General features: G+C 49.8%; 18 protein-coding genes. 6 read left to right on the top strand and 12 right to left on the bottom strand.

The window, feature by feature from the left end; genetic code table 11:
- Positions 1-174: 174 nt before the first annotated feature.
- The gene (locus tag ROJ03_RS11660) at positions 175-966 is read left to right on the top strand and encodes an IclR family transcriptional regulator (RefSeq protein WP_313727236.1); all 792 of its coding nucleotides are present in this window, start codon (positions 175-177) and stop codon (positions 964-966) included.
- Positions 967-1,052: 86 nt separating this feature from the next.
- Here the strand turns inward: ROJ03_RS11660 and ROJ03_RS11655 are convergent, their stop codons facing one another.
- The 8 genes from ROJ03_RS11655 to ROJ03_RS11620 all read right to left on the bottom strand — a co-directional run bounded on the left by ROJ03_RS11655 (position 1,053) and on the right by ROJ03_RS11620 (position 10,922).
- Positions 1,053-1,949, bottom strand: a complete 897-nt coding sequence (locus ROJ03_RS11655; RefSeq protein ID WP_313727235.1) for a dihydrodipicolinate synthase family protein — start codon at positions 1,947-1,949, stop codon at positions 1,053-1,055.
- Positions 1,950-1,957: 8 nt separating this feature from the next.
- The gene (gene garR / locus ROJ03_RS11650) at positions 1,958-2,842 is read right to left on the bottom strand and encodes a 2-hydroxy-3-oxopropionate reductase (protein WP_313727234.1); all 885 of its coding nucleotides are present in this window, start codon (positions 2,840-2,842) and stop codon (positions 1,958-1,960) included.
- Between the two features lie 24 nt (positions 2,843-2,866).
- Positions 2,867-4,207, bottom strand: coding sequence for an enolase C-terminal domain-like protein (locus ROJ03_RS11645; RefSeq protein WP_313727233.1), 1,341 nt, complete (start codon positions 4,205-4,207; stop codon positions 2,867-2,869).
- A 22-nt stretch (positions 4,208-4,229) separates the two neighbouring features.
- Complete coding sequence (locus tag ROJ03_RS11640) at positions 4,230-5,732, bottom strand: tripartite tricarboxylate transporter permease (protein WP_313727232.1); 1,503 nt, start codon at positions 5,730-5,732, stop codon at positions 4,230-4,232.
- 11 nt (positions 5,733-5,743) lie between these two features.
- Positions 5,744-6,304, bottom strand: a complete 561-nt coding sequence (locus tag ROJ03_RS11635) for a tripartite tricarboxylate transporter TctB family protein (protein ID WP_313727231.1) — start codon at positions 6,302-6,304, stop codon at positions 5,744-5,746.
- Between the two features lie 89 nt (positions 6,305-6,393).
- Positions 6,394-7,371 carry a tripartite tricarboxylate transporter substrate binding protein gene (locus ROJ03_RS11630; RefSeq protein ID WP_313727230.1) on the bottom strand — a complete coding sequence of 326 codons (978 nt, stop codon included), beginning with the start codon at positions 7,369-7,371 and terminating at the stop codon, positions 6,394-6,396.
- A 329-nt stretch (positions 7,372-7,700) separates the two neighbouring features.
- The gene (locus ROJ03_RS11625; RefSeq protein ID WP_313727229.1) at positions 7,701-8,657 is read right to left on the bottom strand and encodes a D-2-hydroxyacid dehydrogenase; all 957 of its coding nucleotides are present in this window, start codon (positions 8,655-8,657) and stop codon (positions 7,701-7,703) included.
- A 135-nt stretch (positions 8,658-8,792) separates the two neighbouring features.
- The gene (locus tag ROJ03_RS11620; protein WP_313727228.1) at positions 8,793-10,922 is read right to left on the bottom strand and encodes a KamA family protein; all 2,130 of its coding nucleotides are present in this window, start codon (positions 10,920-10,922) and stop codon (positions 8,793-8,795) included.
- Between the two features lie 346 nt (positions 10,923-11,268).
- On the opposite strand from ROJ03_RS11620, the gene ROJ03_RS11615 reads away from it, so the two are divergent.
- The gene (locus ROJ03_RS11615) at positions 11,269-12,135 is read left to right on the top strand and encodes a phosphatidylglycerol lysyltransferase domain-containing protein (RefSeq protein WP_313727227.1); all 867 of its coding nucleotides are present in this window, start codon (positions 11,269-11,271) and stop codon (positions 12,133-12,135) included.
- The gene (locus ROJ03_RS11610; protein WP_313727226.1) at positions 12,132-12,908 is read left to right on the top strand and encodes a GNAT family N-acetyltransferase; all 777 of its coding nucleotides are present in this window, start codon (positions 12,132-12,134) and stop codon (positions 12,906-12,908) included. The genes ROJ03_RS11615 and ROJ03_RS11610 overlap by 4 nt, the downstream gene beginning before the upstream one ends.
- Positions 12,909-12,980: 72 nt before the next feature.
- On the opposite strand, the gene ROJ03_RS11605 is transcribed toward ROJ03_RS11610, so the two are convergent.
- Together ROJ03_RS11605 and ROJ03_RS11600 are read right to left on the bottom strand one after the other, a co-directional pair.
- The gene (locus ROJ03_RS11605) at positions 12,981-14,204 is read right to left on the bottom strand and encodes a hypothetical protein (RefSeq protein WP_313727225.1); all 1,224 of its coding nucleotides are present in this window, start codon (positions 14,202-14,204) and stop codon (positions 12,981-12,983) included.
- A 70-nt stretch (positions 14,205-14,274) separates the two neighbouring features.
- On the bottom strand, positions 14,275-14,922 hold the full coding sequence (locus tag ROJ03_RS11600) for a Crp/Fnr family transcriptional regulator (protein ID WP_313727224.1): 648 nt from the start codon (positions 14,920-14,922) through the stop codon (positions 14,275-14,277).
- 87 nt (positions 14,923-15,009) lie between these two features.
- Between ROJ03_RS11600 and ROJ03_RS11595 the strand changes: the two genes are divergently transcribed.
- Positions 15,010-15,342 (top strand): cupin domain-containing protein, encoded by a 333-nt coding sequence (locus ROJ03_RS11595; RefSeq protein WP_313727223.1) that lies wholly within the window; start codon positions 15,010-15,012, stop codon positions 15,340-15,342.
- Entirely contained in the window at positions 15,339-15,953 is a 615-nt protein-coding gene (locus ROJ03_RS11590) for a 4Fe-4S binding protein (protein ID WP_313727222.1), read from the top strand. The genes ROJ03_RS11595 and ROJ03_RS11590 overlap by 4 nt, the downstream gene beginning before the upstream one ends.
- Positions 15,954-16,135: 182 nt before the next feature.
- Here the strand turns inward: ROJ03_RS11590 and ROJ03_RS11585 are convergent, their stop codons facing one another.
- Positions 16,136-16,816 (bottom strand): peroxiredoxin, encoded by a 681-nt coding sequence (locus tag ROJ03_RS11585; RefSeq protein WP_313727221.1) that lies wholly within the window; start codon positions 16,814-16,816, stop codon positions 16,136-16,138.
- Between the two features lie 206 nt (positions 16,817-17,022).
- On the opposite strand from ROJ03_RS11585, the gene ROJ03_RS11580 reads away from it, so the two are divergent.
- Positions 17,023-19,929, top strand: a complete 2,907-nt coding sequence (locus tag ROJ03_RS11580) for a PAS domain S-box protein (RefSeq protein WP_313727220.1) — start codon at positions 17,023-17,025, stop codon at positions 19,927-19,929.
- Between the two features lie 13 nt (positions 19,930-19,942).
- On the opposite strand, the gene ROJ03_RS11575 is transcribed toward ROJ03_RS11580, so the two are convergent.
- Complete coding sequence (locus ROJ03_RS11575; protein ID WP_313727219.1) at positions 19,943-21,166, bottom strand: MFS transporter; 1,224 nt, start codon at positions 21,164-21,166, stop codon at positions 19,943-19,945.
- Between the last annotated feature and the right edge of the window lie 81 nt (positions 21,167-21,247).

The following is a 21,247-nucleotide window of genomic DNA, read 5'->3' as shown; positions in this document are numbered from 1 at the left end:
ACATTCATCGTAATACTGTCAGGAATCCTAAAAATATAAAAAGAAAAATACAAAATCCTCCATAATAAAAAAAAGTAAAATAATTTTTATCAATTTGAATTTCCAGTAAAAGTATGCAATAATATAATGACATTATAGAATTTTAGTCCCTTTCCAAATAGTGAAGGAGTTTGTATGGCAGCCGAATCAGACAAGTACAATATCAAATCAGTTGCGCGATGTTTTCAAATACTCGATTTTGCATCAGATCATCCAGGACCGATCTCTATTCAAGAGGTCTGCAATGAACTGGATGTGAACAGCAACATGGCTTTTCGCCTGTTGGCAAGTTTGCAAAGTTCAGGATATATGACAAAAGACCCCACTACCGGACTTTACGCTGTCTCTCTGAAAACTCTCAAACTATCCAGAAATGCACTCCAGTCGCAAGATATCCGGAAAGTGACCATGCCTTACCTAGAACTCCTTTGGAACCAGTTTCCTAGAGCAAATGTGAATATGGCTGTTTTCTATAACGGAGAAGTGCTCATGCTTGACCGTATCGATACACAAAGCACTCCTCGAACATATTTCACACCAGGAAGACAGTTGCCCTTCCACTGCACAGGCTTGGGAAAAATCCTTACTTGCCAACTGAGTGAAGTGGAACTCGACAAACTAATTGCAGAAAAGGGACTTCCAAAATATACCCAGGATACCATTACAGATCCCGCCAGACTAAAAGCCTTGCTAGCAAAAGTACGTATCGATGGTGTAGCCCGGGACAGGAATGAGTTTATCAATGATGACAACTGCTCGGCTGTCCCTATCATTGGGCCAAATGGAGTAATTGTCGCAGCAATCAGTGTCAGTGCCCTTACTTCCAACATGAGCGAAGAGGATATTGAAGGAGCCATTCCCAAGCTTAAGGAAACTGCTTCAAAAATATCCTATATGATGGGATATACGAACGCTTCTGTCATGTAAACAGGATAAATCAATGGCCACCAAATTTGGTGGCCATTTGCTTATATTGAAATGAAATTTTCGCTATTAAACTACCCGGTCTCTACTCAAGAAGGCTCTCCAACGAACAATGCTTTGCGAAGGTTTTCCTGCTGTTTAGCCGGTGAAGGCTTATTTGGCAGAAAAGGGCTTCCAACATTCATCCCTATCAGATTGGCACAATCTTTTGTAGCAACAGGAAAGCTCGAGTAATCATTCATGAGACGGATGGGATTGAGCTGCATCTGTGCCTCCAACGAGCCCTTGATGTCGCCTGCCATATACTTGTCATAGATCGAGCAGACAAGTTCGGGAACATAGTTAGCTGTGGAACAAACCGCTCCCACCGCACCAACACCAAGACCGGAGTATATCAAGGTGTCCTTGCCACAGAACACCTTAAAGTTTACATCAGCATTTCTTCTGATGAACTCCATGGTCTGGGTAAGGTCCCCGCTGCTGTCCTTCATCCCCACCAGATTCGGAATGGAATGGGCAAGCTCCTCCACAAGGGCCTGACTCATTGCATAGCCACACCTGCCCGGGTTGTTGTAGAGCAACACGGGAGTATCGGCCACACTCGCAGCAATGGAACGAATGTGTGTCAGCAGTTCATCCTCGGTAGGTTTGATGAACATGGGCTGCAGGATCGAGATACTCTTTGCACCGCAACGTACCCCCATCTGGGCAATGCGAATACATTTGCTAGTCCTAATGGCACCAACACCCATGTAGACAGGCACACGCCCTGATACCTGGTCAACGATAATGGAGAGCCCTTTCTCCATCTCTTCTTCTTCCATCATGTAGAACTCACCATTGGAACCAAAAGCAAGAATGCCTGAACTTCCGCCTTCGATGACAAAATCGACGAGGCGCCTAAGCGCCACCTCGTCTATCGTCTCATCGGCTTTGATGGGGGTCACTATCGGGGGTATTATGCCCTTGATAAAACTTGTGTCCATGTTCATCCTTACTTACCGATCTTCGTGCCGCTGACCTTGGCATAGTAGCGGGCAAGGGCACTGTGGTCGTCTCCACCGAAACCGTCTGCATGGAGGGTCTCCATCATCTCACGCACACTGGCGGTGAGAGGAAGGGGGGATCCCACGCTGTGGGCCGTGTCCATTGCATTGGCAAGGTCCTTGATGTGCAGGTCGATCTTGAAGCCGGGCTTGAAGTTCGAGTCCATCATCATCGGGGCCTTGGCGTTCATGACCGTAGAGCCGGCAAGCCCGCCCTTGATCGCGTCGAATACCAACTCAGGGTCGACACCGGCCTTCTTCACCAGGGTGAAGGCCTCGGAGACTGCCGCGATGTTCAGCGCGACGATGATCTGGTTCGCAAGCTTGGTCGTGTTTCCCGCACCGACAGAACCACAATGGACTGCAGTGGCACCCATGACCAAGAGGATGTCCTTGACCTCCTCAAAGAGGGCCTTGTCCCCACCTACCATGATGGCAAGGGTCCCGTCGACAGCCTTGGGCTCTCCACCGGATACCGGGGCATCGAGCATGCGCACCTTCTTCTCCCTACAGGCCTTCTCCACTTCCTGGCTGGCAAGGGGAGCTATCGAGCTCATGTCGATGAGGATGGTGCCTTCCTTGGCACCGGAGAGGACGCCGCCCTCACCCATGACAACGGCCTTCACATGGGGGGAGTTGGGCAGCATGGTGATTACCAGGGGGGTCTTCGATGCCACATCGCCGGCAGAGGTGCCTGCAACGGCACCGGAGGCAACAACCTCGTCCAAACTTGCCTTGTTCAAATCGAATGCCACCACTTCATGTCCTGCCTTCAGCAGGTTCTTCACCATGGGCTTTCCCATGATTCCCAGTCCTACAAATCCAATCTTCATATGTATACTCCTAAAAAATATTATTTATCGAACAAGACAGGGTCTTTTACTGTCAAACTTCCAGTCCTTGATGAGGTATTGCATAGAGGCAGCGTCATTTCGCGCTCCAACAGGAAGTTTCCTATACACTTCGTTAGCCTTCATCACTGCATCCATATTCAGCTCAAGGCCCAAGCCCGGAGCATTCGAAACATGAATCTTTCCGCCCTTGATCTTATAGGGGTTGTTGGTCAGATGCTGACCATCCTGCCAGATCCAATGGGTATCCATTGCAGTGATATCACCTGGGGCAGCCGCTGCACACTGGGCAAATATTGCCAAGGAGATATCAAAGTGATTGTTTGAGTGAGAGCCCCAAGTAAGGCCCCAATCATTAAGTACCTGAGCGATACGGACCGAACCGGACATCGTCCAGAAATGTGGGTCGGCAAGTACAATGTCAACACTCTTCTCGCACACGGCATGATAAAACTGCTTCCAGTCCGTAGCGATCATATTCGTTGCGGTGGGAATGCCTGTACGCATCTTAAACTCAGCCATGGTTTCGCGACCTGAGTACCCACGTTCGGTCCCACAAGGATCTTCAGCGTAGGTAAGGCCACTGCCCTTGCAAAGCTCAACAGCCTCATCAAGTTTCCAGGCTCCATTGGGATCGATGTTGATCCGGGCATCAGGGAAGCGCTTGATCAAAGCTGCGATGGCTTCCATCTCCTGTTTCCCATCCAATACACCACCTTTAAGCTTGAAGTCCTTAAAACCGTAATACTCTTTCAAGGCGGCTGCTTGCTCTACAATGGCTTGGGCATCCATAGCGGGGTTTCGCCTAACCTTGAACCAGGGATTTGTGCTGTCACTCTCATCCAAATAGGGGAGGTCTGTCTTTCGTTTGTCAGCCTGGTAGAACAAGTAACCGAGGACAACAATATCCTCACGCTGCCGGCCATCACCAAGAAGCTCACATACAGGCAAACCTACAAACTGGCCCCAAAGGTCGAGCATGGCACACTCTACGGCTGTCTCAGAGTGGACCACATCCTTGAGGTTAGCCAAGGAGAGGTTTTGCAACCCCTCACTGTTCTTGGAACGGTTATTGTGGATGTCTGTCAAACGCTTCAACACAGATCGGTAATCCTTGATGCTTTGCCCGACAACCAAAGGGATGGAATCCTCCAAAGCCTTGGTGATGGCCTCACCACCATGGACCTCTCCTACCCCAGTGTTGCCACTACTATCCTTCAGCACAACAATATTACGGGTAAAATAGGGAGAGTGGGCTCCACTGAGGGAGAGCAACATGCTATCATGCCCGGCTACGGGGATGACAAGCATTTCAGTAATTACAGGAAATTCACATCTTGTATTCATGGTATGTCCTTTATCTGTGTTATTAATTTTTAGAGCTCGCCAAACGCTTGTTGGATTGGTACTGTCTCATCAATGTTAGAACCAGACTCAATATAGTTAATGTCAGAAATATTGCGCTAATAGGGCGGGTAAACACTTCTAGAAAATTACCATTGGAGTACTCTAGCCCACGTCGTAAGTTAGTTTCAAAAGCACCTTCCAAGATAAAACCAAGAATAAAGGGAGGTCCAGGAATTCCTGCTTTTGCCATAGCCAAACCAATAAGGCCAAACAGCAACAAGCTCCACATGTCAAACACCCGATTGTTCAGGGCAAAGGCACCTATGGAACAAAGGACGACAATCAGGGGAAGCAGAATATTTGAAGGAACCTTGAGTATCTTTACAAAGAACCTCATCCCCGCATACATAACGATTGCCATGAAGAAGGTTGCAAGAATCATGGAAGCAAAAATATGGTATACCGTGGCGCCATTCGTCTGGAACAATAGAGGTCCTGGTTGCATACCGTGCAGCATAAACCCTCCAAGCAAAATTGCAGTAGCTCCATCTCCGGGTATTCCCAAAGTCAAAAGGGGTATCATGGCCCCTCCAATGGATGCATTGTTGCTAGATTCGGAAGCTATGATTCCGTCAGGAATTCCTGTTCCAAACTTTTCAGGATATTTACTGGAGTTCTTTGCTACTGAATAGGCAATGAGATTGCTCGTGGATCCGCCAATGCCAGGAAGGATTCCAATGCCAAGTCCAATTAAGGAAGAGCGAAGCATATTGAACCACTGCCCAGAAATATCCTTAATTGAAAAACCAAGTCCTTTCATCTTATAGGCAAGAACCTTAGCTGGAGGCTTATCACTGCCCGCGGTGGAAAGCACCTCACTGATGGCATACAATCCAACCAACACAGCAAGAAGATTAAATCCTGAAGTAAGCTGAAGATATCCAAAGGTAAAGCGTTTTGCACTATCGATGGGGGATAATCCAACTGTTGCAAACATCATACCAAACAAAGCGCTTAGGACTCCCTTAGTCACTGACTTTCCGCATAAGGCAGAAATGAGGGTAAGTGCAAAAATAGTGACCGAAAAATACTCCCAAGGCCCAAATTTAATTGTAAGGGCTGCCAACGTCGGACTGAGGACGATCATAAGTGAAATACCGAAGACAGTACCGATGAGAGAAGCAAAAACGCCAAGACCAAGGGCTTTACCAGCTTCTCCCTTTTTGGCCATCGGACTTCCTTCAAAACAGGTGGCAATGGAACTAGGTGTTCCAGGAATATTCAAAAGGATTGCAGAAATGAGTCCCCCCGAAATACCTCCGATGTAGATTGCCGTCAACATCGAAAGGCCTGTACCACTAGCCATCGCATAGGTTACGGGCAAGAACATGGAGAGTCCCGCCACCGTGGTAAGCCCCGGCAAGGCTCCAAAGATGATACCGACAACAGTTCCAAGAAAAACCATAATTATGGATAGGGGGTCAGTGAAAACCGAACCAAACCCTGCAACTAACATTGAAAACATATTTAATTCTCCTATCCTAAAATGCCTCTGGGCAAGAAAAGCGTCAGATAGCGTGTAAACACTACATATATCAAAACCGTAACACCTATTGAAAAAAGGATAATAAACAGAGCCCATTTCTTTCTTTTCTGTTTTTCTGTAAGAAGAAATATTTCGGCTATCAGATAGAATATGCTGGATAGAATAAACCCAATTCTTTGGTAGAGAGCAAAATACAGCACTAGGAAAACAACTGACAAGACCATCTTAACGGGTAATTTTTTGGTCTTATCTGTTATTTCCACTCCATCAGGAGGAGCGATACATACAACCTCATCGCTGTCGCAAACCTGTTCTTTCTTCAGATTTGTAGTCGCTTTGGTTTGCCTGTATTTAATACATGTCGAAATAATAAGCGAAGCGCTGAGAACAAGAGCTAAACCACCGATAAGCATGGGAACAGACTTGGAGTCAAGACCTCGGTTACCAAAGGGTGAAAAGGTAGAGACGAAGGTTGTCCCTAGTAAGTATGCAAAGGAAAGAGCAGCAAAAAAAATTCCAACTCCAAGTTCCTTTTTCAATTCTTTATTCATGAGATTGACTCCTAAAAATATGTCTAGTCAATACATGGTCCGGAAACATTGTTTCCGGACCAACAAGTATAGATTCTTACAATGCTTGTTTATTTGCCTTGGAGCAAATCACTGATCGCCATCATTTCCTTGAGTTCCTGTGACCAATGAGCAACAGTATCAGCTGTATTCATATAGGTAGGGGCCTGGAACAAAGCTGCCATTTCTTTCTGATAGGCTTCGTTGGTGGTAATAATCTTGCCACAAGCTTCACTAAATTTTGCAACAATCTTCGGATCGGTACCCTTGGGGAAGAACATTGTATTGTAGTAATAGTAGCCGGCGGGTACACCACTTTCACGAAGGGTAGGAAGATTAGGAAGAGCAGCAGATCGTGCATTGCTAACGTTGGCGATATACTTAAACTGGCCCTTATCTACATAATCCTGGACCATATTGTAAGGCATTGGGATCAAGTCAACGTGTCTTCCAAGCAACAAGGGAAGGCGTTCGCCTGAACCACCGGAAGAAACGATGTTAAGTTTTGCTCCAGCCTGTTGAAGGCCAATTGCAATCCACTGGGTGGAAGCCCCGGTGTTGGCAGTAAGCTTGTACTTTCCAGGATTCTTCTGGGACTCGGCGATAAGTTCCTGAACTGTGTTAAAGGGAGCATCTGCATTTGCTACGAGAACTTCGTCTGCAGAAGCAGAGAAAACACAAGCAAGTTCGAAATCTTCATATCCGAAATCAACCATTTTTGCAGCTTGTGCGATATTCATGGAAAGCTGGGACACAAGGATTGTGTATCCGTCATTCTTTGCATCTTTGACCTGAGCAGCGCCAATTGAACCGCCGCTACCAGCAATGTTGGTTACAACAACAGGTTGTCCAAGCTCTTTGGTGAGATATTTTCCAAGGGCTCGTGCATTGTAGTCAGAGTTCCCACCTGCAGCAAATGCAACGACAAGGTTAATAGGTTGCTGGGGCCATTTAGAACTAGCATCAGCAGCAGTCTCAGTTTGTCCAGCAGCCATCACTGATGTCATGGCAATAGCGAGAATCAAAAGAACTGTAAGCAATTTTCTCATTTCTTCCTCCAAAGGATAATTCCGTATGAACCTTAATATTGGTTCATTTTTCCCTTATAGAGTAAAATGGGTTTTGATATATGTCAACTAAAATGTAAAATTTTATAAAAACATTATTTTTATTATATTTTTATTATATTTTCTCAATCCTTATTAGATTTTTATACCATACATTGCTGCTTCAAATCCGAACAAACATAATGAAACTTGTATGGAATATTGATATACGTCAGTGAAAAAGAGCTTGTTATGCAAACAATTCAGTGAGAGGGTCCACACTTAAGCAGACCCTCTTTTTCAATTTTCAAACATACCGATCGTACTGAGATTCACTGGTTCACCACATGTACAGGCTTTCCCTCAAGGAATCCCTTCAGGTTATCCACAGCAATGCCCATAAGCCTGGTCCTACTCTCCTTGGGAGCCCAGCTGATGTGTGGGGTGATGATGCAGTTTTTGGCCTTCAGCAAGGGGTTGTCACCCTTGATGGGCTCACTTGAGACCACATCCAGGCCAGCGGCATAGACCTTGCCACTGTTCAGGGCATCGGCGAGGTCCTGCTCGACGATCAGCGGACCACGGCTGTTGTTGAGGATGATGACCCCATCCTTCATCTTGGCAATGCTCTCCTTGTTGATGATGCCCTCAGTCTCGGAGAAGAGGGGACAGTGCAGGGCGATGACATCGCTTTTTGCATAGAGCTCATCGAGGGAAACATAGGTGGCATCGGCATTGGGGACCTGGTAGCTGTCATAGGCGAGCACCTCCATCCCGAAGGCCTTGGCGATACGGCCGGTTGCCTGCCCGATCCTCCCGAAGCCGATGATGCCAATGGTCTTTCCCAAAAGCTCCATCAGGGGAGTATCCCAGAAGCAGAAGTCGGGGCTCGCTGTCCACCTGCCCTTTTTCACCTCGTCACTGTGATGGGCCACATGGTTGGTGATCTCCAGCAACATGGCAAAGGCGAACTGGGCAACGGCATCCGTTCCGTAGGTAGGGATGTTGCACACAGGGATGCCCTTTTCCTTGGCTGCCTGGACATCCACCACATTGTAGCCGGTTGCCAGCACCCCGATATACCTGATCGCAGGAGCCTTCTCGATGGTCTCCCTGGTTAGGGGTGTCTTGTTGGTGATGACAATGTCAGCATCCCCGATGCGGGAAAGAATATCCTTGGCCTCTGTGCGGTCGTATACCTTAAGGTCTCCCAAGGCCGAGAAACCCTCCCAGGAGAGATCTCCGGGGTTAAGCGTATATCCATCAAGTACGACAATCCTATGATTCATGGTAGTTCTCCTCTTACAAAGAAAGGTTGTCCAAGTGGGCAACCCTCCATACTTACCTTATAATAATGTAGACAGCCTACAGGAATCCTGCCTACTCGGCAAGGAACCCACCACTGGCTGATTGGGGTATATAGGTCAAGCCAACCCCTCAAATACCGTACTCCTTGGAGCCAGGCTGCCTGCTGAATAGCCCCAGATGGTCTCATACTCGGATATGTCCTCCCCCATCGCCTCCATCTGTCTCAGATAGTGGGCTATGGACTTCGATTCGATGACGATGACCACACCCATCTCCTCAATGACCTGGCTATGGGGTCGGGTATGGTCAAACTCAAACTGCAGGATTCTCCTCCCGTCATCGGTGATACCGATGGTACGGTAGGTGTTGCTCTTGCCCACACCCGGCAGGTTGAGGGTATTGCGGTCTGTTGCCAAAAAGGGAATCTCATCGGATTTCCTGATCGAGTCGATGCTCTCCACCATGTGGGGGGCATCACTCATGAAGGGCCGCAGGGCTGCATGATACCGCTGGGCAACCAACCCGATGGAACTCTCCTCTATCTGCTCCTGGGTAGATCGGGAGTTAGTGGCAAAGAGCTCCCGATTCTCCTTGAAGCCCTTGACCGAGAAGGTATAGTACGGCAATACCCCGATTTCATTGAGCGTCTTCCTCAACTTTGCAGAGTGACCCCTACGGGAGGCCGCAACAGTGAAGACCTCCTGGTTGGTGACAGCCCACCCCGCTTCAAGCAACCGGGAGATGGCCTTCTTCGTGTCAGGGGTAATCTCCATAGCTGAAGAGATGTGGGTCTGCACCACACACTGCTTCAGGCCAACCAAGGCTGCCTTCTCCCTGAACTCCTTCAGGACCCCAGCCAACTCCTTGGTGACACGCTGAGGCAAATAGACAGGGATCTTGGTCCCAAGCCTTACACGCCTCATGGTTGCATATTTCTCCCCTTCTGGCCTACTTTCATTGTCCTTCACCTTGTTCTGGGCCATCGTGAGGACACCATCGAGAATCTGTTTCAAGGATTTGACTGAACTCATGAAGGCGTCTCCTCCGGTTATGAGGATGTCAGAGAGGTAGGGATCATTACGGAAATACTCCATGTTGAGCTCCAGCTTCTCCTGCCAGCTCTGCCTTGGCCTCAGCTTCTCTAGCTCGAAGTTGAACCGACCACCCTGGAAATCATACATCCGCTGGCAGTAGGAGCAGAGTCCACCACAGGCACGTCCCATCGTGTCGGGTATGAAGATGGCAACCTCGGGATAGCGGCGATGGACATTGTGTGAAGGAAGGACCCAGCCTGCCACATTGGGCTTTCCAGGCTCGGCGATATCCTCCTTCTCCCAGGCAACGATGGAGCCGAACTCATCGACCAGATCCTGGCTATAGAAGAGGTAGGAACGTAAAGCCAGGTCGCTGCCAGGCCTTTGCTGTTCTTCTCTCCTACGGGTATCGATAAGGGAGAGGAAATATGGGGTAGCGAAGATGGGAATGCCCTTCTCCTCAGCCTCCGCCATAACCCGTTTCTCATCCTCGCTCATGGAGTAGTCGAGGTAGCGGTTCAATTCCTCAGCACTCCTGATGGCAAAATGCAGATGGAAGCGGTCCTCCCTCCACCAGGTGAGTATCTGCTTGCGAATATCGGACTCACCCATCCCCTCTTTCAACTGGTAGTGGGAACCCCGATTCTTCTTGCTTTTCAGCTTTTCACCAAGCAAGCCTATGATACGGTCCTTGTTTTGAGCCCTCCAGGCGATGACCTCTGGGTCCAGGCCGCTTTCGTGGCGTTCCATCCAGCCCTGTACCTGACCCCTGGTGGGTATGTTGAATTCATCGACCTCACTGAGCTGGGAAAACAGGTGGACCATATCCTCAAGGAAATCAGGATGGTAGTCACCATGTTCACCTTTGAGGATCTTTCGCATCAAGCCAATCGGCCGCGATACAACATCCTCCCCATGGAGGTTCCCATCAGGGAAACGCTCACCCTCATGGTCAAGGTAGTCCATGATCCTCAGGTACGCCATCGATCTTGCCGATAGCTTATAGTAGTCCTGTTCACTCTGCTGTTCACCAGTATAGTAGGCCCATGCCTTGGGGTAATGGCTCTGCATATACTCAGCGTAGTGGGAGCGCAAAGCTTCTACCAAAGAACCATCATCGAGGCTTGCATCCAAAAAAAGAGGGAGTATCGCGAGGTTGCCGCTCTGGACCTTGGTGGCAAGATCAGAGGCAAGTTTTGTCTGTGTATTCATACTACCAGAATACAGGCTAGGGTAAAGTTCTGTCAACCTTACCATACAAATACATGTTAGGATTGGAATTACATAGAATTATACAACTATATACCTATTTCCTAACCGAAAAAATACGAGAAGAATCCAGAGCGTGGGAGCATTTCCTTCATAAAAAATACCCATGATTGCAACAGCCTATTTGGCTAATACCCTCTCAATTTCAAAAAAAAGGACTGAATTTACGACATGACACTTCTAGCTATTGTCGACTTGCTCTCTTATCACTACCTTCCCTGTACAGCCCAAGCTTGACGAATGAGTAAAAAAAACGTATGAATACATACACATATATTATTGAGGTACCATGTTAGAATTCCATATACCGTCCGAAAAGGACAGAGACCTGTTTCTTACCGAGAGCAAATACCTAGCGTATGAATATTACTACTCCTACAGCGTAATCTGGGGCGACGCCATTGGCCTTACCATCTGCAAGACCGATACAGCCCTATACATGCACCTCGCAGTCGACGATGTATTCCTGATGCCCGTTACAGACAACATGCAAAAGGCAATGCAAGACCTCGAAGAGCATTGCAAACAGAGCGGACAGCGCTTCCAGCTTGAGTGTGTCCCTACCGAGCAGGCCCTGGAGATGGAAAAGCTTGGCTACACCATCGAACACATCCGTAATCTTGATGACTACGTATACGAAAGCGATAAGCTTATCAAACTCAGTGGAAGGAAATTGCAGAGCAAACGCAACCACATCTCCCAGTTCGAACGGAAGTACACCTATTCGGTACGCCCACTACGGACGGAACAAGAACGGGAAGAGTGCTACCGCATGGCATCCACCACCTGGCTTGAGAACCATGATGAAGGGAACGAAGACATCAAGACCGAACTAGGAGCCCTGAGAAGGACCTTCGACAACTGGGATCACCTCGGGTTGGTTGGTATCCTCATCTGTGTCGACCACCACCTGACAGCCTTTACCGTCGGGGAGATCATCGACAACAACCTTGCCATCGTCCACTTCGAAAAGGGTGACACCTCCTATATCGGCATCTACTCGGTCATCAACCAGCTCTTCTGCTCGATGTACCTCTCCGATGTCCACTACATCAACCGTCAGGAAGATGCAGGGGTGGAAGGCCTGAGAAAGGCAAAGCTCTCCTACAGACCGGACATCATGGTCGAGAAGTACCGCATTGTGAGAAAGCCATGAAGATAGAGAGGGCGTCAGAGAGGGATTTTGCAGAGCTGAAAACACTCTGGTCCGTAGTGTTCGATGAGGAACCACAGTTTCTCGAACACTTCTTCTCAAAGCGCTTTCATCCTGAACATATCGTCCTCGCCCGTAAGGGCGGGATGATCGTAAGTGCCCTGCACGCACTACCCTCAACCTACAGGCAGAAGGGCGAAGAAAAACACTGCTCCTTCATAGTCGGAGCCGCCACCTACGCCTCCCACCGCAAACAGGGAATCATGGGCGAGCTGCTGGCCTATACCAAAGCCACGACAGAAGGGCCGGTAACACTCTTTCCCGCTGTCAGGCCCTTCTATGAAGCCCATGGCTACCTGACCACCTCCAGCATGGAGGAGTATGCACTTTCCCCTGACAAACAAGAAAGCAAAATCCCATCCAGCACCCCTACCCCCTCCCAGCTCGACAAGATCTACCGAGAGGCAACAGGAGAGGATGGAGCTCTCATGCGTGATAGAGAAGGGTGGTTATCCCTCATCAGCGGATACGATCTGATCGCTCTCCCAGATGCCTACGCCTTCATCAACGAGGGAATAGCAGTGGAGGCAATGGCTACAAGCAGGGAGTCAGCAAAGAGTTTGCTCTCCCTCCTGCAGCAAAGAGAGATTGGACGCATACGGGTCCTTCCCAACTCACCCTTCTCAACCCTGCTTGCAGGCCCTGCGGAAATGGTTCCCATGGGAATGAGTACCGACCCCTCAATGGCCGGGGTATACATCGCAGAGCAGTATTGAGAGAGAAGGACACCTTTTTTGGGATGTCCTTCTTCGTGCAACTATGCTCTAACTAGGTTTGCAAAACTTCCTTTACTCCACCTTGAAGGTCACCCTCTTTGACCAAGCGTCGCCTTGTTTGTCGGTAACCGTAAGGACAAAGGGAATCTCAGCCCCGCTTGGGGCCGCATCGGCGATGACGAACCTGAAGGTATTGTAGCCACCTTGAATTTGCATTGCCCGGGTTGTGGAGAAGCGGCTGTTGTTGGTTGCAAACCTGTTGGCAGCGACCGAACCAAGGGACAGCCGGTCCACTAGCATCGTCACAAACGGACTTTCACTGGTAAGCCTAGCCTCAAGACCCGTCAAATCCACACTACCCCTATTTTCCAGCAGGAAGCCCACCCCAAGCTGGGTATGCTTTGACAGTGCACCCGCAGGATAGAAGAGTGGTGCAACCTCAGCAATATTGATGCTCTTCCAAAGAGGTTCGAACAGGGCTCCCTTCCCTACTACCGTATAGGTTTTCTCCTCTTTGAGCAGGGTGTTGGTCCCCCTGTCGTACCAGCCGACAAAGACAGCTGAACCATCGGGTGTGGAGGGGGTAGGAACTGCTACCTCCTGACCCTGCTCTACGCCCTCATAGAGGGTATCGCCACCTTCCTGCACAAAACGTACCCCAGGCTCCCAGATGGCATAGAGGCTCTGGTCTGTATAGGGCATCTTGATCGTCTCGCCTCCCCTATAGGTGAGTTCGTCCTTGGCGAGTCCCCACCCTTTCAGCAAACCCACCTGGGAGCTGTTTGTCCGTAGCTGGGTATAATCGGGAAGGATGACCTCCGAAAGGGGGGCCTTCTGGATCTGCTGACGGTAGCTATAGCGGTAGGTAGCGCCCTCTGAGGTGAAATCGAGGGTAAGGACGGGGTTGTAGAAGTTGCTTTTCTGGTAGAGCCAGGAGGCGTACTCGCCCCTCTTGGGTTCGGCTTCGGCCAAGATGCGGCCGAGCAGGAGGTTGCTCTGCTCCCCCTTCATCCGGAAGGTACCCAGTTTCTCGAGCCTGGAATACGCCTCCCTATAGGAAGCGAGGTCACCTTTCCCTTTGGCCTCAAACATATCCTTACGGGCCTGTAGGGCATCCCTTGCAATTCCATCATCAAGCTTGTCGTAGGCAGACCTAATGGCTTCCAGGCTTTGGCCCTGGAGGTCCATGGCCTCGACATCCCTAAAGAGTCTCTCTGCATTGGGGGCAGCTACCAATAAGGCAGCACTCACACAAAGCAAAGAACAAACTGTGAACAAACGTTTTCGTAGATTCATCGTCATTTCTCCTTTGTTTGCATACACTCCATATACTAAAAAAAGTCAGAATCGACAAGGTTTCTCTCCCCTACAACAGGGTGATGCGGTTCCTGTCGAAGGTTATGGCCCCCTCCTCCCTCAGAGTTGCCAATACCCTGCTAAGCGAGGTCCTCTGCACCCCAAGGCGATGGGCCAGCTCCTTCTTGGTAATCCCTAGAATGATGGTAGGCCCCTTCTGCCTCAAGGCCTCACCCTTGAGGTAGGAGAGGAGGTTCTCCCTCAAGGAGCGTGAGGAGAGGTTGGTAAGGGTGGTGGAGAGGGCATGGGCCTTGTCCGAGATGACACCCAGAAGGTTCGAGGTGAACTGGCTGCTGGCCTTGCATAGCTGCAACACCAGGGCCTTGCTCAGGTGCAGCACCTGGGAAGGTCCATCAGCGACCACAGTCATGGGAAACTCGTTGCGCTTGCCGAAGAGAAGGGTCGCACCATAGGTGTCCCCCTCTTCCATAACCTGCACCTTGAAGACCTTACCCTCCTCATCGAGGCTCTGGATGGAGACACTGCCCGAAAGCAGGACATCCAAGGTGTTGCAGCTCTCGCCAGGGAGGTAGATCATCTGGTCCTTTGCATAGGTCCTGAGGCTACAAGGATAACTTTCACATATGATTTGGAGCTCTTCCTTGCTGAAACAGGAAAAAAGGCTCAATTCTGCAAGATCCTGATATTGCACTCTCACCAGCTATCCCCCAATGTGTTACATAGGTAACGCTTGTTCGCTCACGAAGTGAGTATACTACAGAAACGTAAGCCAAGGAGGCCAAAGATGCTAGAGAAACTCTACCCCTTCACCATACCCCAGAAAAAGGTCATCGAGCAGCTCGTAGGTGACGACGAGGTGATGATCAACCACATAGCGTTGGAAAAGGGCGATACCGTACCCATCCACTTCAGCGACTCAAATGTCTACCTCATCATTGTCGGAGGTACCATTACCTTCATCTTCGACGACCAGGAGGCGAACCACCACAAGAAAGGATCCATCGTGAAGGTGCCCTTCCATACCAAGATGAACATAAGCAACACCCATGACGAGCTGGGCGAGTTCTTCATCATCAAGGCACCCCACCCACGAAAATACAAGGAGTCCCTCATATGAGTAAGGTAGTACAAAGGGGTGTGCAGCTCCTCTTCCTCGCCCTCTTCCTGACCTTGATGGTCTTGGGTAGAATTCAGGTCTGGATGGGTATCTTTGTGGTGTCTGCCATCGCATCCCTCCTCTTCTCCAGGTTCTACTGCGGCTGGATGTGCCCGATAAACACCTTGCTCAAGCCGGTGACCTGGGCAAAGAAAAAGCAGCACATCAAAAGCTTCAAGGTTCCCAAGTCCCTCTCTTCCAAGTGGTCAAGGGCCTTCATGCTCCTCCTCTTCCTGGGGGTCCTGGTCTTCACCTTCAGAACCGGAAAGAAACTACCGGTACTGCCAGTATTGGTAGGCTTGGGCTTTGTCCTGACCCTCTTCTTCCCTGAAGAGCTCTGGCACCACTACCTCTGCCCCTATGGGGCCATCATCTCACTGCCTTCCCGAAAGGCAAAGCATGCCATGAAGATTGACGAAGAGGCTTGCATCAACTGTGGCAAGTGTGCCAAGGTCTGCCCTTCCCTTGCAATCGTAAAGGAAGAGAAGCACCATAGCATCATCAAGAACGAATGCCTGGTCTGCAGGGAGTGCGTGGATGCATGCCCGAATGGGGCGATTGCGTATACGTGAGGCGCACCTTACGCATCACGGTAAGAGGGCTTCATCGTTATCCCCAGTGTGAAACATGAACAAAAACCTAGTGTTGTACAGCAAACCGAAAAGGGAGCGTCAGTCGACGCTCCCTCTTTTCTGCAACGAGCAAGCTGTTGTCACAACTTCCCCTATTGCTCTCTCAATCAGGTAGCAAAACCCTAGCTCTTCTTCTCTCTCTTAAAGCAAAGGAACCAGTCAAGGCAGTATTGGTCCTCATCGGTGCTCTCCATACGCTCCTTGGCAGTACCGCAGGAACCAGCTGTTGGTACAATTACATCATCACCGGGCATCCAGTTTGCAGGGGTTGCGATATGGTCCCTGTCGGCCTTCTGCAGGGCTAGGACAACACGCTTGATCTCATCGAAGTTGCGACCTGTGGATGCAGGATAGAAGAGGATCGTCCTGACAATGCCTTCGGTATCAATGATGAAGACCGCACGCACAGCTTGGGTTGAAGACTGGGACTGGACCATTCCATATTTTCTGGAGACATCCATCTTGATGTCCTCAATGAGGGGGAATTTGACCTCAACGTTCTTCATACCATTCCATTCAAGCTCCTGAATCTTTCTCAGCCAAGCAATATGGGCATAGAGGGAGTCGATGGAGAGTCCGACAAGCTCAGTATTGAGAGCCTTGAATTCATCGGCCATCGAGGCAAAGGTCATGAATTCCGTAGTACATACGGGGGTAAAGTCAGCTGGGTGGGAAAAGAGGATTACCCATTTTCCTGCATAATCCTCAGGGAAATTTATCTCACCTTGGGTGGTGACTGCGTGAAACGATGGTGCCTTGTCACCAATGAGTGGCAAGCCCTGGTTTGTTTTCATTTCTTCCATGTGTAATATCTCCTTGTCTAGCGTTTGTTCTTATGCTTAGAGCATAGCAAAGATTATTGTTAATAGCAAGTACTTATTGATAATATTTATTATTAATAAAATTCTCCCCTTTTTTTCCTCTTCTTGTGTCATAAGAGGGGTTTTTTACCTATTCTTACGACTGCAACTCTTGTTAACAAACACTGCCGCTTGTATCATTACTACCAATGCAAGGACAAAAACCCATCAAGAAAAAAGACATGATACTTCGCCATTTTGTCGTAGGCTTTGTGATCATATGCCTCACGATGGTGGCCATAGGATTCTACAAGATAGATCTCAGCCACAAGGTGATGCATGTCAACAGCCTCGTAGCAAAAACTCATTGGATACTCCATGAGTCGGCTACCTTGACGGTAACCTTCCAGGACATCATCCTGCTTGAACGGGAGTACCTCCTATCAGGAGACCCTTCAAAGAGAAGTGCGATCGATGCACAGATAGACCTGTTTACCCTCCATCACGCCAAGCTCTCCAGCCTGACCCAGGGAAATGAAGAGCAGCAGCAGAGACTTACCAGGCTACTGGAAATATTTACCGTGATGCACAAGCAGGTCATAGAGCCCATGCTAGAGCTGCGCTCCCTGATGGAAACTTCCCCAGAGGAGTTTGTACAAGGCTCCCAATTTTCGGAAAAATTCCAACAATCGCAGAAATATACCTCAGAGATGCTTACCCTTTTGGACGCTATTGGCCAACCCTCTGAAGAGCAGTTGGTGAAAGAGCAGGCCAAACTGGAAGCCCTGCTCCGGTATGACCGTATCCTAACCATTGTGGGGCCCTTGATCATTCTCCTGGTTACCTTCCTTATTGGATTTCTGGCCATTGCCAAACTTTCCGCCTTCAGGAAAAGGCAAGAGGCCTACCAGAAAGAGATCAAAACGAGCAGGGACCGCTACAGCAATGTCATCGAAGGGGCCAATGTGGGGACCTGGGAGTGGGAAATCCAGACGAACAAGCTCTCTCTCAATGGAACGTGGTCGGATACCCTTGGGCTCAAGCCTGAAGAGCTGAACCCCATAGCGATCGACAGATGGCTGGGGTTGGTCCACCCCGATTATGTCAAGCTTTCACAGGGGATGATCAATGAGGTTGTCATAGGCCAAAAAGAGCTCTATAGCACAGAGCTGAAGGTAAAAAACAAGGATGGAGAGTGGATTTGGATCCACGACCAAGGCAAGATCGTTGCCTGGACCGAGGAGGGAAAACCCTCTTTGATGACAGGGACCCATACAGATATCACTGAACGTAAACAGGCCCAGCTTGCCCTGGAAGCCAGCGAAAAGGAGAGCCGTCTGCTCATCGACTCCATGGTCCAGGGCCTCGCACTCTGTGAAGTCATCCTCGATGATGGAAAGAGGCCATATGATGTACGTTTCTTGAAAACTAACCCAAGGTTTGAGACCCTTTTGGGCGTTGCACACGGGGCCCTTGTTGGCAAGACCCTCTACCAGGTGATGCCGGAGGTGGATGACTATTGGATAGAGCGCAACTGTGAAGTAGCTCTTACCGGAAAACCAACCTATTATGAGGCCTATAGCAAAACTCTGGACAAGTTCTTCTCAGCATCGGTGTACAGCCCCCATCAAAACCAGTTCGCTACCATCATGGATGACATTACCGACCGCAAGCGCCTGGAACAACAGGTCTTCTATGAGAAGGAACTCTTTGAGACAACCCTCCTCTCCGTAGGTGATGGTGTCATCTCAACCGATGCTGAGGCAAAGGTCCAGTTCCTGAACAAAGCTGCAGAAGACCTTACCGGGTGGCGTTCCGATGAGGCCAAGGGCCGCCCATTCTCTGACGTATTCAAGATCGTATGCGGCAATGAACGGAGGATCTGTCCAGACCCTGTTACTGAGGTCCTGAAACATGAAAAGGCAGTCTGCCTGTTCAATGACACCATCCTTATCGCCCGCGATGGAGTGGAACGGTATATTGACGATAGTGCATCACCCATCCTGGACAACGAAAAACAGCTAAAGGGTGTAGTGCTGGTATTCCGGGACAGCACCGAGAAAAAAAGGGAAGAGGAACAGATACGGCAGCTGAGCTACCGGGACGCCCTTACAGGCCTCTACAACAGGCGTTATTACGAACAGATCAAGAAGACTGTCGACAGCGAACCCTACTTTCCCCTGACCCTTTTGCTTGCGGATGTGAACGGCCTGAAGCTCACCAACGATGCCTTCGGCCACGATGCGGGGGACCTGTTGCTGAAAACCGTTGCCCAAGTCTTCCGCAAGACCTGTAGGGAAAATGACATCATCACCCGAATCGGAGGCGATGAGTTTGTCCTACTGCTTCCCCAGACCGATGCACTCCATGCAAAAACCATTGTCGACCGTCTCAATGTAGCCCTGCTGAAGGAAGAGATCAGGGGCCTGAAGGTCTCGGTGTCCTTTGGCTATTCGGTGAAAGAGAACAGCGAGGAGACCTTTGAAGAGTCATTCAAGGTAGCAGAAGATGGCATGTATGCAGAAAAATTTGCCAAAAGCTCCATATTCAAAAAACATGCCATCGACACACTCCTGGTCAAACAGTTTGAACTCAACCAATGGGAGAAGGAACACAGCACCAATGTGGGGATCCTTGGCAAGCGCTTTGCCCAGGTGATGGGCTTCTCCAAGGAAGAGGTCTGGCAGATAGAACGTGGGGCAAGCCTACACGACCTGGGCAAGATTGCCATCGACGAGAGAATTCTCGCCCAAAAGGAGAAGCTTACACCTAGCCAATGGCTGGAGCTGAAACGCCATCCGGAGATTGGGTACACCATCCTCCGTTCAGTCGGAGAGTATGCTCCCTTTGCAGAGTACGTACTCTACCACCATGAACGATGGGACGGTACAGGCTACCCGCAGAAACTGAAAGGTGAGAAGATTCCCCAACCTGCGAGGATGATAGCCATCGTGGACTCCTTTGTTGCCATGATCAGTGACAGGGCCTACAAGAAGGCACTCTCCCCACAAGAGGCCATCGACGAGCTGCATGCCTGCAGCGGAACCCAGTTCGACCCCGATCTGGTCCCCATCTTCGTAGAGAAGGTCATCACCCCAGACTTCCATCTGCAATAAGCAAAGGGAGGGGCTACCCTCGCTGGCGGATCATCCTGCGGTTGGTCCTCTGATAGAGCAACCCTACCAGAACAAGCAAGAGTCCTGAGACTATGAGCATGCTCTCTATGGAGACCACATCGGCAAGAGGTCCATAGAGCAGGATGCCCAACGGCATGGAGAGGCCGGAAAGCAGCTCCACGATGGAAAAGACCCTTCCCATCTTCTCCGGTTCCACAATCTCCTGGATCAGGACCGTCTCTGCCGTTGCCAGGATCGGCATGAAGATACCGACAAAGCCCATCACCATGAGGTAGAGGACAAAGGGTTTGGCTACACCCAAAAGGGTGAAGCCTATCCCAAAGCCCACCAATGAGATGGCTATGGTGTGCACCTTATCCTTGAAACTGCCCTTCAGAGAGACAAACACCCCTCCAGCCAGGCTTCCTGCAGTCCAGGCTATCTCATTTGCCGTCAGCTTCCAGATCTCGGGCCCAAAAGAACGGCCTACCAGCAAGGGGGTAAGGATTGCAGCTGGGGTGACAAGAAAGAAGGCGAAGGCATAGTAGATGATGAGATTCCGCAATATAGGGTTGCTGAAGGTGTAGGAAAGCCCCTCCCGCATATCGCTACGCATGGAGTAAGATCCTTCCTTTCGCTCAATGCGCCCCACCTTGATGAAGCCAAACACCAGCAAGGCAAGGATAGCGGTCGTCACATCAAGCAGGAAGGTCCAGGAAATATCCATAAGCCCAAGGACCAATCCTCCAACAGCCGGGGCAAGCAGCGACAGCACCGCCCTGATGGTCTGGTTAATCCCCTGGATCCTGGTAAGGTGCTCCTGGGCAACCAGCTGGGGGAAGATGGCACTGACAGCAGGGCCCTGGATACCCGACCCAAGCGACCGTATCACCGATACAAGCAACAACAGCCAAAGGGAGGAGTACCCCATGCGAAAGGCCAGAAAAAGGCCAAAGGTGGCAAGGGCTATGAAGAAGTCACTGTACATAATGAGGTATTTCCTGCTGTACCTGTCCGCCCAGACCCCACTGTAGAGGGAGATGAATAGGTATGGCAGCATGGTGGCAAGGGTGACGGCCATCATCCAGACCCCGCTGGATGTCTTGAGCGTCACATACCAGATGATGGCATAGGCAACCACCGATGAGCCAAAGATCGAAAGATTCTGGCTTACCAGGAAGAGCACAATGCTGGGGGTAAAGAGCTTCTTCGGCCCTTGTTGTGGAAGATCGTTCATAGGTATTTCTTATTCCTTGCCGGCAGTACAATAGGAATCCTGACTATACCAAGAAGAGAGGTAGCGTACAAGCCTTGTTGC

This window comes from Sphaerochaeta sp. PS, assembly GCF_032144095.1.
Classification (GTDB): domain Bacteria; phylum Spirochaetota; class Spirochaetia; order Sphaerochaetales; family Sphaerochaetaceae; genus Sphaerochaeta.
Note: the sequence above shows the minus strand (reverse complement) of the source record. Positions and strands in the feature narration are given on the sequence as shown.